The sequence below is a fragment of the Patescibacteria group bacterium genome (genome assembly GCA_018900835.1).
Classification (GTDB): domain Bacteria; phylum Patescibacteriota; class Minisyncoccia; order Minisyncoccales; family PEYH01; genus PEYH01.
Genome location: JAHIFQ010000009.1, coordinates 56,328 through 71,291, shown reverse-complemented (window position 1 = coordinate 71,291; position 14,964 = coordinate 56,328). Strand labels below are relative to the sequence as shown.

General features: G+C 38.4%; 13 protein-coding genes and 1 pseudogene. All 14 read right to left on the bottom strand.

What is annotated here, in order from left to right; translation table 11 throughout:
* Positions 1–2,564, bottom strand: a 2,564-nt coding sequence (locus tag KJ562_02070) for a hypothetical protein (protein MBU3964482.1), incomplete at its 3' end; no start/stop codon positions are given.
* A 178-nt stretch (positions 2,565–2,742) separates the two neighbouring features.
* Positions 2,743–3,837, bottom strand: a complete 1,095-nt coding sequence (locus KJ562_02065; protein ID MBU3964481.1) for a rod shape-determining protein RodA — start codon at positions 3,835–3,837, stop codon at positions 2,743–2,745.
* A gap of 2 nt (positions 3,838–3,839) precedes the next feature.
* Entirely contained in the window at positions 3,840–5,897 is a 2,058-nt protein-coding gene (ligA, locus tag KJ562_02060) for an NAD-dependent DNA ligase LigA (protein MBU3964480.1), read from the bottom strand.
* A gap of 20 nt (positions 5,898–5,917) precedes the next feature.
* The gene (locus tag KJ562_02055; protein ID MBU3964479.1) at positions 5,918–6,313 is read right to left on the bottom strand and encodes a hypothetical protein; all 396 of its coding nucleotides are present in this window, start codon (positions 6,311–6,313) and stop codon (positions 5,918–5,920) included.
* Between the two features lie 45 nt (positions 6,314–6,358).
* Positions 6,359–6,910 carry a prepilin-type N-terminal cleavage/methylation domain-containing protein gene (locus KJ562_02050; GenBank protein MBU3964478.1) on the bottom strand — a complete coding sequence of 184 codons (552 nt, stop codon included), beginning with the start codon at positions 6,908–6,910 and terminating at the stop codon, positions 6,359–6,361.
* A 20-nt stretch (positions 6,911–6,930) separates the two neighbouring features.
* Positions 6,931–7,464: a prepilin-type N-terminal cleavage/methylation domain-containing protein gene (locus KJ562_02045; protein ID MBU3964477.1), complete on the bottom strand. Its 534-nt coding sequence runs from the start codon at positions 7,462–7,464 to the stop codon at positions 6,931–6,933.
* Between the two features lie 59 nt (positions 7,465–7,523).
* Complete coding sequence (locus tag KJ562_02040) at positions 7,524–8,075, bottom strand: prepilin-type N-terminal cleavage/methylation domain-containing protein (protein ID MBU3964476.1); 552 nt, start codon at positions 8,073–8,075, stop codon at positions 7,524–7,526.
* A 62-nt stretch (positions 8,076–8,137) separates the two neighbouring features.
* Positions 8,138–8,983: a prepilin peptidase gene (locus KJ562_02035; protein MBU3964475.1), complete on the bottom strand. Its 846-nt coding sequence runs from the start codon at positions 8,981–8,983 to the stop codon at positions 8,138–8,140.
* Between the two features lie 163 nt (positions 8,984–9,146).
* Positions 9,147–9,590 (bottom strand): type II secretion system GspH family protein, encoded by a 444-nt coding sequence (locus KJ562_02030; GenBank protein MBU3964474.1) that lies wholly within the window; start codon positions 9,588–9,590, stop codon positions 9,147–9,149.
* 403 nt (positions 9,591–9,993) lie between these two features.
* Positions 9,994–10,074: pseudogene (locus KJ562_02025) on the bottom strand (type II secretion system GspH family protein).
* Between the two features lie 216 nt (positions 10,075–10,290).
* Positions 10,291–11,505 carry a type II secretion system F family protein gene (locus KJ562_02020; protein ID MBU3964473.1) on the bottom strand — a complete coding sequence of 405 codons (1,215 nt, stop codon included), beginning with the start codon at positions 11,503–11,505 and terminating at the stop codon, positions 10,291–10,293.
* 178 nt (positions 11,506–11,683) lie between these two features.
* Positions 11,684–12,775, bottom strand: a complete 1,092-nt coding sequence (locus KJ562_02015) for a PilT/PilU family type 4a pilus ATPase (protein ID MBU3964472.1) — start codon at positions 12,773–12,775, stop codon at positions 11,684–11,686.
* A gap of 29 nt (positions 12,776–12,804) precedes the next feature.
* A complete protein-coding gene (locus KJ562_02010; GenBank protein MBU3964471.1) occupies positions 12,805–13,170 on the bottom strand; it encodes a response regulator in 366 nt (121 codons plus the stop codon).
* 25 nt (positions 13,171–13,195) lie between these two features.
* Complete coding sequence (locus tag KJ562_02005; protein MBU3964470.1) at positions 13,196–14,926, bottom strand: GspE/PulE family protein; 1,731 nt, start codon at positions 14,924–14,926, stop codon at positions 13,196–13,198.
* Positions 14,927–14,964: the final 38 nt, after the last annotated feature.

The window sequence follows — 14,964 nt, the reverse complement described above, 5'->3', positions numbered from 1 at the left end:
GTTCCGCTCACTGCTAAGTTTGTATAGTCAGAAATATCAATGGTAGTTGCATTCCATGTTCCTCCTGTGATTGTTCCCAAAGTAACAATTGAAGTTGAACCAGTGTTTGGTAATAAGGCCATGGTTCCTAATCCAAGGGTATCCCTCACATTGGTTGCTGCTGCATCATCCAACATTGTTCTTGCAAAAGAAGTTAGGGTTGTTGTTGAATACGCATCGCTTCCTGTGAGATAAATCATTTGGTCTGCTCCTGTGCTTAATCCTGCAATGGAAGTTAACCCTGAATCCAATGTTTGAAAATCAGCTGTGCAGACAATTCCTGTTCCTGAAATATATGTGCAGGCCTTGGTTGTTGTTAGGGTTCCTTCTGCTAATGAAAGAGTGTCTCCGACTAACTGAAGAAGGGTTCCAGCCGCAGCAAGATTTGTGTCTGTGGAAACATCAATTGTCGTTGTCCCCCAAACTCCACTTGCCACCCTTAAAAGCCCTGACCAAGAAGATGTGTCTATCCCTGTTCCGCCGTTTGCGTTCGTCAATGGATTGGTCAATGTCAACCCTGCAAATGTTGGCGAAGAAGTAGTTGCAATATCTTGAGGAAGAGATAACACAATTGTGCTATTAGCTCCATTATCTGTAATAGTAATTTGGTCTGCTGTTCCAGTTAAAACCCTTTCATCAGTTAAGGCAGAATTGGCTGACAAAACAATATATTCCGCATCATTAACACCTGACTGCCCCCAAGAAAGATTACCTGCCCCATCTGTTGTGAGCGCATATGTGCTTGTGCTGTCAGAAGAAGGCCAGATATATGGGACGCCATTAAAAGTGGTTGTGCCTGAAACAGAGAGCGTACTGAAACTCGTAGTGGTTGCTGTTAGAGAATCAATAACTGCGGTCTGCAAAGTTGCTGTGCCGACTACGAAAAGTTCAGTGGAAGGAGTTGTGGTGCCTATTCCAAGATAACCGGAATTATCAATGACTATCTTTTCGTTTCCTGCTTGTTGGAAATTAGCTATCCATCCTGTTCCTGTTTGGTTTACGGTAAACGCAGAGCTTGTGCCAGTAGAAGAGGCAGTGATAGAGGTTGCTCCTGAATATGTTTGAGAGCCAGCAACAGTAATATTGCCTGTAAGAATCAAATCCTCTGCTGTGATATCCACAGCAGAAAAGTTTCCAGAAGTCGTGATGTCTCCAGTGGAAGTTATGGTGCCAGCAGAAGCAAGATTCCCAGAGGAATCAATAATGAGTTCGTTGTTGGAGCCAACATAAAAATATGTCTTGGCTGTTATTGGTGATTCAAATATTGAAGTGGCATAGACCAATAAATCATCACTGGAATCAGTGCCTATTTGCATGCTGTCCCCTACGCTGAAGTTGGTCGCAGAACCAGAACCGGAAATTCCGAGTGAAGCAAATGTGGCGTTGCCTCCAACCTGCAATCCTTGGCTAGCGATATATACAGGAGCAGAGGAATGCGAGACCTGACCAGTTGGATATGATTTAATTTTCTCGCCTATTTCTGATTCCCATTCCTGAATAAGAGCTAACTGGGCTTTCAGTTCTTTTAATTCTTGAGTTGTCGCAAAATCAATTGTTGTCTGGGTTTCAATAATTTGTTTGGGAAGAACTTGGGTAATCTGCTGAACTTCTTTAATAATATTTTTTGTGATTACTCCATTCTCTTTTAGATAATCAATGTCTTGTCTTAAAGATGCAATTGAACTCTCTGTATAGTCGCCTTGTTCTATGAACTGGTTAATGGAATCAATTTTCGCTTCAATAATTGATATTCTGTTATTGTCCTCGCCCCAGGAAACGGTTTTGGGTCTGGCAACAAAAATCCCTCCCAGCTTATCTCCAAGCCAATCAAAATATGAGGAAAAAACATGGGCGGTTTCCTGCCAAATAGTTGTCCTGTAAGCCACCCCGGACTCAACGCTCTGAGTCCATGCTTCATCAGAAACCAATGGAAGTGAAAAATCCATAACTAACCCGATTCCAGCTACTCCGCCATTCTTTAGGTCATCTGCAATTGAATCAAGAACTAATTTTGATTTTTGCCCCAAGTCAGTAAATGCGGTTTTAACATCTTTGACTACCCCTTGAATTCCTCCTTGGCCAAAAGCTAATGAAGAGATTAAAACAAGAAGCGCCAAACCAACCACAACACCTAATCTCAATGATGGCTGTTTCTGCCCTTCAAAAACAATGGCTGGCGAATCAGAACGAAAAATCTTTTGAGTGCATTTTTTCTCGCGTTTCAAAGATTGTTTTTTTGTTGACTGAACTGTTTCCGTTTCCTTTAGCGCAACTGCAACTGGGCCTTCAATTTGCTTGATAATATTATCCTCAATCTTTTGGTTTAATTCCTGCCTATATTCTTGCATTATAGCAAAATATTCATCTACCCATTCTTGTTTAGTTGCCCAATTTCTGCCCAATTTAACTGCTTTTAATCTGCCTTGCCTTGCCCTTAAACTTAAATACTCCTGCGAATAGGGGCTTCCCTCTGCAGCTTGAGCTAAAGAGATGTATTCTTTATGGTCTTTCGAGTTCCCCTCCATTATGGTCTTATTAGTTATCCGATACAGTATTGTGTCTCATTTTTTACTATATCGTATACATATATTGTCTAACTAAAAAAACCCTTGGTCAAGGGCTTGGTTGTGGATAACTCAAAAATCAATTAAACAAGTAAAAAATTAAGCAATTAAGCATATTAGTTGTTTGTTTGCTTAATTGTTAAGTCGTTGAGTTGATTCTTATGTTTTGGAGGACTCCAAGACAAATAAACATTGATATTAGAAAAGAACCACCATAGCTTACAAATGGCAAAGGACCGCCAATTACTGGCAAATACCCAATATTGCTGCCTATGTTTATAAAAAATTGCGCCATTACAACAAACCCGACTCCTAAGGCAAAAAGACGAGAAAAATTATTATCTGCGCATAACGCTATATTCGTTATGCGCCAAAAGAAAACAAAAAATAAAAAGATAATGCCTATTATGCTTAAAAACCCAAATTCTTCGGCTATTGCTGAAAATATAAAATCGGTCTGTGGTTCTGGTAAAAACCCTTGCTGGGTTTGTGAACCCTTGCCCAGCCCCCTCCCCAAAAGACCACCATTCCCAATAGCTATCTTGGTCTGCCTTTGATTCCAACCCACTTGGAGTGGCTCGTATTCTGGAACAGCGAAACTAATAATCCTTTCTTTCTGGTAATCTTTTAATAAAAAGCCCCATGCAAAAAGAAATAATATGATGCCACAAAGAGATAAAATGGCGAAATGACGCAAGCGAATACCAGAGACCGCCAAGACCCCTATCCACAAAAAAATCAAAACCAAAACAGAACCAACATCTGGTTGGATGAATATCAAGAATATGGGAATTGCAATATATGCGCCAGACAGAATAATATGACGGAACTTATACATTTCCACATGACGAGATGAAAAATATTTTGCCAAAAGCGCTATTATAACTATTTTCAAGAATTCTACGGGCGCAATCGCCACCTGTCCTATTTTATACCAACTCCTTACTCCTCTTATTGGATTATTGAAAACCAACAAACCAATAAGGGCTATTATGCCAAGCGCGTAAAGAATAAGAATGAAATAAGAATTGTCTTTCAGCCCCCTATAATCAATAAAGGAAATAATTGTCATCAATAACAGCCCAATGCCTAAAAATATAAACTGCTTATTGAAGTTTAAAAAACTATCTGCTGTGCCAGATGATGAGCTATATAATGACAAAAGCCCGATACCTGTTAGGATAACTGCTGTTAAAACAAGGGTGTAATCAAATTTTTTGAAATGACTAATAATTGTCATTTTATTATTTTGATAAAGTCCTTTTCTGACAAAATTTTGACCTTAAATTTCTTTGCTTTCTCTAATTTACTCCCAGGATTGCTGCCAACAACTAAAAAATCTGTATTTTTACTGACTGTATCAGAGGCGCTGCCCCCTAACTCCCATATGCGCTTATGGGCTTGTTCTCGGGAAATACTCTCAAGAGTTCCGGTTATTACAAAATTCTTATTGTCTAAAACCTTATTTTCCCTTTGTGGTGGCGGAGAGATGATAACTCCTACTCGTAATAATTTATCTAAAAATAAAAGATTGTCTTCATTATTAAACCAATTATATATGCTTTCTGCCACCCTCTCTCCAATATTAGGAATAAACTCAAGCTCTGCAATAGAGACCTTGATTAATTTTTCCAGTGTCTTGAAATGAACAGCTAAATCAAGAGCTGTTTCTTCTCCTATATGGCGAATTCCTAAGGAATAAATAAAGCGATTTAAAGGTAATTGTTTTTTATCCTGAATCTCTGCAACCAAATTATCAGCTGATTTCTCGGCGAATCTCTCTAATGGCATTAAATCGCCTTGCTTTAATTCAAAAAAATCCGCAGGTTGGCTCACTAATCCACTTACATTCAACTGCTCTATGATTTTAGGCCCCAATCCTTCAATGTTAAAGGCCTTTTTTGACACAAAATGTTCTAAAAATTCTCTCTTCCGCGCAGGACAATTATGATTCTCGCATCTCCAAATAACTTGACTTTTAGCCCTGACTAATTCCTTGCCGCAAACTGGACATTTGTGAGGAAAATTAAAGGTCTTTTCTTTGCCATCTCTTAAGTCCTTTAATACCATTGAAACAGCAGGAATCACATCTCCTGCTCTCTCTATGATAACCGTATCGCCAATCTTTACGCCTAATCTCTCTAATTCGTCTTCATTATGCAGTGTAGCCCTGGTAATAGTAGCTCCTCCTATTTTGACTGGCTCTAATATTGCTACAGGCGTAATTGCTCCAGTTCTGCCGACTTGCACATTTATATCTATAATTTTAGTAGTTGCCTGTTTTGCTAAAAACTTAAAAGCTCTTATAGCTCGAGGGCTTTTGCCAGCAACCCCTAATTTATGGAAAATTTGATTGTTATTAACCAAAATCACTACCCCATCCACTTGAAATGGCAAAATATCCCTGTTTTTTTGGGTTTCTTCCCAAAAATTCACTGCTTCATTTAAGTTTTTACAGATTTTACCCTTTTCTGCTCTAAATCCCAAACAAGTGAGTATATCGTGTTCTTGAGAATGAGCCGCTATATCCATATCGGTAGATGTATCGGGTGATATATCGGATGCTATATCATACGCCAAAAACTTTAATCTTCGAGAGGCAGCTAACTTAGGGTCAAGTTGACGGATTGACCCTGCAGCCAAATTTCTTGGGTTAGCATAAATAGATTCTTTGTTTTTGGCTCTTTGCTTATTAATTTTATCAAATGATGCTTTATCCATATATACCTCTCCTCTTATCTCTATCCGCCCGTTTTTAATCTTTTCTTTTAAACTATGTTCTATGTTTTTATTTTCAATTGGCCTATGGATTTCCAATCGTAATGGAATGCTGTTTATGGTTCTTATGTTCTGTGTTACATCCTCTCCTATTCTTCCATCTCCTCTTGTGGCTCCTGCTATTAAAATTCCTTTATCGTAAATTAATGTTATAGCAAACCCATCAATTTTCGGTTCACAAAAATACTCAAACTTTTCCAATGGCTGTAATCTTTTTAAATATTTTTCCCATAGCTCAAGCGCCTCTTTATCAAAAATATCATCAATCGAAAGCATTGGAAATTGATGTTCTATTTTTTCAAACTTATCTAATGGTTTTCCTCCAACTCTCTGGCTCGGAGAATCTTTAGTAACCATATCTGGATACTGTTTTTCCAAAACAACAAGTTCGTTTTTTAAAGAGTCAAAAGCAGGGTCAGAAATCTCCTGCTTATCTAAAACATGATATAAATAACGGTGATAATTAATCACCTTTTTGAGTTTTTCTATCCTTTTTTTTGCAGACCCCTTATCCATAATAAAAAACTTATCGTTTATTAACCATCTGCTTCTATTGCCCTCTTGGTATTATTATATGTGCCGACTGATTTAATGCAATAATATTCGCCTGCTGTGCAATTAATGTCTTCTAAAATTTCTGTGGGTAATGCTCCGCCAACTGGCTGTGTAACCCATACTTCATAAGTATATGTCCCACTGCCCAACGATACTGGCCCATAATGGCCAATATAATTGGCATTATAGAGGTCATACAACGCTGTTTCTATACCAGTGTCAGCTGCGTAGAAAGCTATTATTGAATCCCCCATTCCCTTGATAGTCCTTATCTGTGTTAACACTATAGAACTAATGCTAAAAACCGCTGCCAGTAAAATAGACATTATGATTATTGCGAAATATAGGGTGGCTCCTTTTTGAGAATTGCTAATCATTGATTTGTTATCACTTATCACTTACATACTTCTATTAGAAGATTATTATCTGATATCAGGATTTCTTTGCGAAACACTGGTCTGAAGTTCAAGCGTTGTGCTGTTAGGCGTGTCTGCCTTAATCTGTATCGTTACAAATGGCTGGAGATTATCTGATTCTGTCTCATTAATAATCTCAAACTTTAACACTAAAACATTTACATCTGCAGAGGTTAGCTCAAGTTCTTCAGCCCCTGTCGCATACTTGATTTTCCCATCATTTACAAAAAATTCCTGGCAAGCGCTTGATTGAAGAATATTAATAAATTTTATGCCGTCCCTGGCTGTTAATTGATAATTAGAACCATTAGGGATACAGGTGCCAGAAGTGTCTTTTTCCGCCATTCTCAAGGCCCGGGTCATATATTCTATAGCATAACTTAATTCTCCTAAAACTTTTTTGGACTCAAGAATATTCCTCTCTGCTTTGAGAGCTGCAATAAAAACTCCTGAAATAACTATCATTAAAACACTAAATATCCCTGCCACAACAACAACCTCAATAAGGGTAAAGCCATTATTTTTATTATTTCTCTTTTTTTGTTTCCTGTTTTGCATTTTTTGTTTGACGAAGGAATCTACCACCAATTATATAAATGCTGAAGCAGAGAAATACTATAATACCCTCCGCCCCTCTTGTTCCAAAAAACAGTAATAGTCGCATCCATTTGGTCAGCATTCGGTGATTCTATATGAATCAATCTTTTAAATCTGCTATCATCCCCTGTATCGTAATTGTAAAATCCTGTAATGGATTTTTTAAGGAACCTGATATCATCAGGGTCACAACTTGGACTACATATTGGTTGTGTCATGGCGGGTTCTGTTAATTGAGGGTCTGTATACTGTGCTTCAATATCTCCTGTTCTAATTCCCTCGTTCCAAGCAGTGCCAGTGGAAACATAATTATATTCCAAAAGATTCGTGTCTCTAATGCTTTTAATAATTTCTACTCCCTCTTGAGCAAGTAGGGCTGCGGTAAATCGGGAGTTAGCGTAATCAATTGCAATTATCCCTTGTTGGACCGACATAAAAACGCCAACAATGCCAACGCTCACCACAGAGACGGTGATAAGCATTTCTATCAATGTAAATCCGTTATTATTAATCATTTATTATTAATCATTTATCAGTGATTATTAATCAGTAATCAGCAATCATTAATTAGTGATCATTGGTCAGTGGAAATCAATCCCGCCTTGTTTATAGAGATAATTTTTGTCTTAGAAATATCCGCTTGTATTGCTACGGTTATATCTATTTGTCCCACTGTGGCGCCTCCTTGTAAAAAAACATCAGGGGAAGGAGAAACAAATGTGATGTTTACTGGATTAGAGGGCGACAAAATACTTAACACTATTCCGTCTTCTATGTCTAATGTTTTAATATCTTCGGAACCGTCTGATTTTCTATTCTTGCTTGCGTCTGAATCAGCGAATAGAATATAAGACGATGGATTTGCAATGTCAAAATAAATACCGTATCCGCCAATAGGAATTTCTCCGCCAACATTTTTCCGCGCTGACATTGCCATTTCTCTAACAATCTCAATATCAGATGCAATCTTGAAAGCAGACCTCTGCAGGGCAAGCTCCTGCCCTCTTGGCCGATAAGCCAAAAAGCTTGTTGCCAATAAAATTCCTACTATCGCAACGGTAATCAAGGCCTCAACCAAGGTCATGCCTGTCTCCTTACTCTTTGTTGAACAATAATTATTTATCATTTATCACTTGCCCTCCCGAGGCGGGCCTGCCCGCCTCGGGCGGATTTATCATTAATCATTTATCAGAAAATCAAAGCGGAATACCAATCAATGAGATGCTGACCCCAAAATAAGGCAATCAATGTTCCGGTTATTAAAAATGGGGCAAACGGAACTTCGCTTTTAAGCTTTTTCCCGGAGAAAACTATCAGTCCTATACCTATTATAGCACCGATGAAAAAACTTAAAAACAAAGACAGGGCTATTTTAGGCCAGCCCAAAATCATTGCCAAAAGTATTACCAATTTAACATCTGCAAATCCAAGCCACTTGCCCTTGGAGATCAAATATATCAAAAGGAAAAAACCAGCAGCGCCAAAAGCAGAAAGCAGATAATTAATAATTGATAATTGATTATTCAAAAACAAGGCGCCGACTAACCTATATATCAAAGATATGGCGATTGCTGGAATCAAGACCTTGTCCAAGATTATGAAATGCTTCAAGTCATAAACAAAAATAACAATGAGGAAACAGGCAATCAATAAATAATAGACAAAGTTTAAAAATTGAAAACCATTCGGCAGTGAGCTCATGGCCGAACTGTTGAAAATTGAGATTTCATTGAAAATTGCCTGCCCGCCTTGGGCGGAGAAATTGAAAATTAGCAGAAATAGCGCCCCTGTTGCTGTTTCTATAATTGGATATTGCCAAGAGATTGATTTATGGCAATAACGGCATTTTCGGCGCAGAAGAATAAAACTCAATAATGGAATCAGGTCATACCAAGCTAAAGAATGCTTGCAATTAGGACAAAATGACCTGCCATGTAAAAAACTCTCCTTTTTCTCCAACCGATAAATCACGCAGTTCAAAAATGAACCCACTATAAGACCGAATATAAAAATTAACAAATAATAAATAATCATTAATAAATCATTACAATGTTTAGAGGTTGAACCTCTAAACATTCTCTACAAGTAAGCGCTGTGAGCTTATTATGCCAACCTGCCAACCTGCCAACCTATTCAGCCAAGAGACCTCCTTAAGATAGAGGAGGTCTCTTTTTGAAGATTAGATTATAACTGCCCCTCACTCACAGGCAATATTGATGTCGCTACAGGCATTGCTTGTTGATTCAATATTGCTTCCCTGGTCATCAATGCAAAAATATTTTGTTGTGCTACCAGTGAGTTGAGCGCTTACACAGTAACTGTAGCGCGAGTCGTAACAGCTTACCATATCTCCACCATATTTTTCCACATCGTTTTCCAGAATAGTCAATATATCGCTGTAGCCACCATTCAATTCGCCGGATATACATAATGACTCGTATCCGCCTGCCTCCTGAATATACATATCTTCAGCGATTTTTCTGATTTGTGTTACGCTTGTGATTATCTTAGTATTCCTTGCCCTGTCTGACGCTTCTTTTAAAGAAACAATGACAATGGTTGCCAAAATACCAATAATAGCCACTACTATAAGCAGTTCAACTATAGTAAACCCTTTTCTTTTTTTAAGCAAAGCTTTCATAGGAGAAAATGATAACTATTAATTACTGGCAATTTATAGCGCCAACAACACAATCAGCTTCTGTTGCGTCGTCTTTCACCAAGCCATCGCTGTCAACACAGAAATAGGTTGTTGTGGCAGGGCTGGTAAGTTTTGCGCTCACACAATAGGCATTAGCGCTTGCTTGACAATTCATATCGGGAGGAGCAGGGAAAACCTTCCCTTGCCTGTCTGCAATATCATTTTCCAAAGCAGCGAGTTGAGCACCGTAAGTGGCGTGCGCTTGATTCAGGGTATCTGTATCGCACAGACCAGTATAAAGTGAATCATCTGCCCAAATTAATTCGGCCTGTGTCCTTGCTTGATTGACAGCTGATTTGATTCTCGCGTCATTTGCCCGAGCAGGAGCTCCCCTCAAAGAAACCAACACAATAGCAGCCAAAATTCCAATAATAGCAATAACCACTAAAAGTTCAATTAAAGTAAAACCTTTTTTTGATTTCATAACCTTTATAGATTTAAATTTTTACTCTTGCGACCTTTCCCCCCACCAATCCTGCGTCGCTCGCAGGATTGGTGGGGGATTTTACCCCCTCCTATTTATCCTGCAAACCTCGCAAGTTAGACGGGAATTACATTTATTTGTCTATAATTTATTGTATACCAAAAAATGGGTCTTATCAAACAAATACTGTGAATAACTTAGCTAAAGCGGGAATAACTAAAATCCGAAAGAAGATACGCCTTTGTATACAGGGACTATGATAGAAACCATTAATAATGCGACCATCCCGCCTAACACAACTATCAAGACCGGTTCAATAATATCTATCAAAGCATCAATATTTCGATTAACCTCTGATTCATAGAAATTAGCAATATGCATCAACGACTCGTCAAGCCGTCCGGTCCTCTCTCCAACCTTAATCATTTGAGTCACTAATCCCGGAATGTCTTTTGGGTATTTTTCCAAAACAGAGCTCATTAATTCTCCCCTCCTCACTCCTTCTTGTGTCTCCATTATTATTCTCTGATATGTTTTATTGCCTGCAGCGCCGCTCACTATATCCAATGCTTGAGTAATTGGCAGGCCTGCTAAAATCAATGTAGATAGATTTTCCGTAAATCTCGTTAGATACACCCTCCTGACAGTTTTACCTAATATAGGTATCTTTAAAACAATTTTTCCTATTATTTCTCTTCCTTCATCGGTTTTAGAATATCTCCGAATCAAGACCACGATTAGAATAATGCCTATTAAGAATGCCCACCACCATGTCCTCGCTGCTTCACCTAATCCGAGAACCGCCCGTGTTAAAACAGGCAATTCCACTTCAAGCGATGAAAGCGTATCTTGGAATGACGGAAGCACCATAAATATTCCCAGTCCTCCTATTCCTAAAAATACCAAGAGAATAAACGCCGGATAAGTCATTCCGCTCTTAATTTTATTAATTAGATTATACTCTCTTTCAAGATGCTGGGCTAAATAATTTAAGCTCTCTGACAATTTTCCAGACGCCTCGCCTGCTTTTATAATATTGATAAAAAAATTGGAAAAAATCTTCGGAAATTTTGATAATGCCTCTGAGAAATATACGCCACCTTCAACATCTTCTGATACCTCAACAATCTGTGCCTTAAACACTGATTTTTCGGTTTGCTCTGCCAATGCCCTCAATGACTCCACTAATCCGACTCCTGATTTCAACATTAGGGCGAGTTCTCGACAGAACATCATAACATCTTTTTTCCCTGCCCTATTAAGCAGGTCTATTTGACGGAAATAAAACGGTCTTTTCGTCACTTCCTCTAAATGGGTGATGTAAAGACCCTCTTTCTGCAAAAGAGAAACAGCATCATTCCGTGATGACACTTCTATCACTCCAACTTGGATTAATCCGTTTTTTGTTCTTGCTTGATAATTAAACTGCATTAGTTTAAGTTGTTGATGATAAATCTCATTATAAGAACCTGCTCGCTCCGCTCGCAGAACGCTCGAAATTAAACTTCATTCAGTTTAATAATAAGAACCTGCTCGCTCCGCTCACAGAACCTTGAAATTAAACTTTTTATATATAATTTTTAAAAGTAGTTTAATTATAGCAGAATTATTAAAATTTGCCTCCTAATAGGGTTCTCAATCCGTCTGGGTTTGTGGTAAATTTAAATGCTGACTCCCTTGTGATTTCCTTATCTTGAACCAAAAGCGCCAACGATTTATTTAAGGAAATCATTCCCTCTTCAGATGAGGTCTCTATTACTATCGGAATCTCATGTATCTTGCCCTCTCTGACAAGATTGGCTATCGCAGGGTTATTAAAAATTATTTCCGTGGCAGGAGTAAGTCCTCCTTTGATATTTGGAATTAACCGCTGGGAGACAATGCCTAAAAGCGAAGTGGATAATTGCGCGCGGATTTGCTTTTGCCGATTATCATCAAAACTATCTACAATCCTGTGTATTGTCTGGGCAGCAGAGTTGGTATGAAGAGTGGCAAAGACCAAATGTCCGGTTTCTGCTGCTGAAAGAGCAATGGCGATTGTTTCTGGGTCGCGCATCTCTCCCAACATAATCACATCCGGGTCTTGGCGAAAAGTAGAACGCAAAGCCCTGGCAAAAGATAATGTATCGCTAAAGACCTCTCTTTGGTCAATAATCGCCAAATCGTCCTCAAACACATATTCAATAGGGTCTTCAATTGTTATGATATGACAGCTCCGAGAATGATTAATAGCGTCTATCAAGGCAGCCAAAGTGGTTGATTTTCCTTGACTGGAAGGCCCTGTTATTAAAACAAACCCCTGATGGGCTTGGCTAAACAAGTTAAGAACTGGCGGGAGATTCAGGTCTTCAATAGTTGAAATCTTCCTTGATAAAAACCTCAAAGCGCAACTCACCTTACCCTGCTGGAAATATGCGTTTCCTCTAAACCTGCCCTTATCACCAGAGTCATAAGAAAAATCAATCTCCCTCTCCCTTAAGAATTTATCAAATCTTTCTTGTGAATAATTCTGTGATAACAAAACTTTGACTATGGAAACAATATCATCTGACTTAAGCTCTGCTTCTTTTGTGAGCGGGGTTAGTCGGCTTGCTATCCGCAAAATTGGACTTTTGGAAGAAGAAAAATGAATATCAGAAGCGCCTTTTTTAACGGCAAGAGTTAATAAATCATCTAAAAATTTTTTATGGTCTTTTATCATTTATTATACAACAACCCTAATTGTTTTTTTTAATGAGAAACTTTATTAATCTCATCAATGACTTGCGTAGGAGTATAATCCGACTTAATTAAATATTTGTCAGCCCCTAACGAAAGTCCTTTTTCAACCTCCTCTTTTTGACTCAAATTGGACAGGATTATAATTTTGGTATGCTTAAGCCCCTCCTCTACTCTTAGTTGTTTTAATATCTGCCACCCATCTATGTGCGGCAAAACAATATCCAGAATAATTATATCTGGCTTAATTTTTTTGGAAAAATCTAATACAGCTCCTCCGTCCTTTGCCAAATGAACCTCAAACCCTGATTCACCAAGTTTTGTGGAATAAATATCTATTAAAAATGGGTCATCCTCTACTAATAATACTTTTTTCATATTTTATAATAAATTAATAATTATTTTACCTCTCTTCGGATGTGCTCCTGATAACTTCCTCTAAAGATGTCTCTCCTTTCAGAACTTTCAATATTCCATCCTGTCTCATGCTTATCATCCCCTGATTATTGGCTTCGGCAAGTATTTTATTCTCGCTTGGTTCAGATATAATTATATCTCCAAGCGCTTTAGTCATCTCTAAAATCTCAAATACCCCGACTCTGCCGACATACCCGCTTTCTCCGCACTGACTACAGCCGACAGGTTCCCAAATTTGAATATTCGTTCCAGCGCCATATTCATCTTTCGCCCAATCTGGCAAGCCCTTCATTTCATCAATTATTAATTCCTTCATCTTCCCGCTTGCAGCAATTTTTTTCTTGCAATGAGGACAAAGTCGCCTAACTAATCTCTGGGCGATTATTGCGTTTGTACTGGAAGGCAACAAAAACGCCCTGACTCCTAAATCAATCATTCTTGGAATTGCGCCCAAAGCATTATTAGTATGGACGGTTGAAAGAACCAAGTGTCCTGTAAGCGCTGCGTGTGTGGCTAATTCTGCGGTTTCGTTATCACGAATTTCTCCGACCATAATTATATCCGGGTCTTGTCTTAAAACATGCCTTAATCCGGTAGCAAAACTATACCCAATCTCTGGCTTTACTTGCGATTGGCTCACACCACTGATAAAATATTCTACTGGGTCTTCCAGTGTGATGATATTAACGCCTTCCTTGTTAACAGAATCCAGGACAACATAAAGCGTAGTTGTTTTCCCAGAACCAGTAGGTCCTGTGGACAATATCATACCATAAGGCCTTTTCGCCGCTTTCTTCAAAATCTCTAAATTTCTTCCAACTAACCCTAATTCCTCAAATGTGGAAACCCTTAAATCAGGATTAAGCACCCTCATTACTACTTTTTCGCCAAGCGTTGTTGGAAAGGTTGAAACCCTAAAATCAATATTTTGATTGTTCATATTTACGGAAAAACGGCCATCTTGCGGAATTCGCGTCTCATCTATTTTTAATTTAGATATAATTTTAATTCTGGCTACTATGGAAGGATGAACCTCCTGTGGCAGGAATAAACTGGAATGCAAAATACCGTCTAATCGAAATCTTATCCTGCTTCTGCCTGGCATGGGTTCTATGTGTATATCCGAGGCCCTTCCTTCTACAGCATGTTTTAAGATAACTGCAACGGTTTTGCTGATAGGGGCCTCGCTTCTTTTTTGAACGATTTCCTCTTTGGTTTTTAACGCAGAATCTTGTCTCCCGGGTTGAAGCTGTCTCTCTAATTCTTGAAGAGCTGTTTTAACTTCTCTCCCCAAGTTTTGATATTTCTTCAAAAAATTCTGAAAACTGCTTAAGGTAATTAAGCTCACGCGATAATTAAATCCTCTTTGCCTGGCTAAAAAATTCAAGGCCTCTTGCGCCTTTAAATCTTCTGGATAAACCATCGCCACTTCAAGCATATTCTGCTTCTTCTCCAGCGGAACCATCTTATAATGCTCTGCGGAATCCTGCGGAATAAGCTCCAAAACATCGCCCGGAATATCTTGCGAGATAATCTCTTTTAAGGGGATGCCAAGAGTATCGCTTTTTATCTGAAAAAGCTTGTTTTCCGGCAATAATTGTTTGCTTAATATAACCTCCTCAATGGTTCGTCCAGAACTTGCAGATTCTTTTACCAAAGAATCTGCAATCTTCTTGTCAATAACCCTTTGTTTTAATAGTTGGTTTATTAAATTCATTTCATTAAGAAGAAGACCACCCGCGCGAGTGGACTGCA

Coding starts and splice junctions, on each gene's coding strand:
- ligA (MBU3964480.1), bottom strand. CDS start 5,897: ATGGATAAGGGGTCTGCAAAAAAAAGGATAGAAAAACTCAAAAAGGTG.
- KJ562_02035 (MBU3964475.1), bottom strand. CDS start 8,983: ATGATTATTTATTATTTGTTAATTTTTATATTCGGTCTTATAGTGGGT.
- KJ562_02015 (MBU3964472.1), bottom strand. CDS start 12,775: ATGATAAAAGACCATAAAAAATTTTTAGATGATTTATTAACTCTTGCC.
- KJ562_02040 (MBU3964476.1), bottom strand. CDS start 8,075: ATGATAAATAATTATTGTTCAACAAAGAGTAAGGAGACAGGCATGACC.
- KJ562_02005 (MBU3964470.1), bottom strand. CDS start 14,926: ATGAATTTAATAAACCAACTATTAAAACAAAGGGTTATTGACAAGAAG.
- KJ562_02020 (MBU3964473.1), bottom strand. CDS start 11,505: ATGCAGTTTAATTATCAAGCAAGAACAAAAAACGGATTAATCCAAGTT.
- KJ562_02030 (MBU3964474.1), bottom strand. CDS start 9,590: ATGAAAGCTTTGCTTAAAAAAAGAAAAGGGTTTACTATAGTTGAACTG.
- KJ562_02010 (MBU3964471.1), bottom strand. CDS start 13,170: ATGAAAAAAGTATTATTAGTAGAGGATGACCCATTTTTAATAGATATT.
- KJ562_02045 (MBU3964477.1), bottom strand. CDS start 7,464: ATGATTAATAATAACGGATTTACATTGATAGAAATGCTTATCACCGTC.
- KJ562_02055 (MBU3964479.1), bottom strand. CDS start 6,313: ATGATTAGCAATTCTCAAAAAGGAGCCACCCTATATTTCGCAATAATC.
- KJ562_02050 (MBU3964478.1), bottom strand. CDS start 6,910: ATGCAAAACAGGAAACAAAAAAAGAGAAATAATAAAAATAATGGCTTT.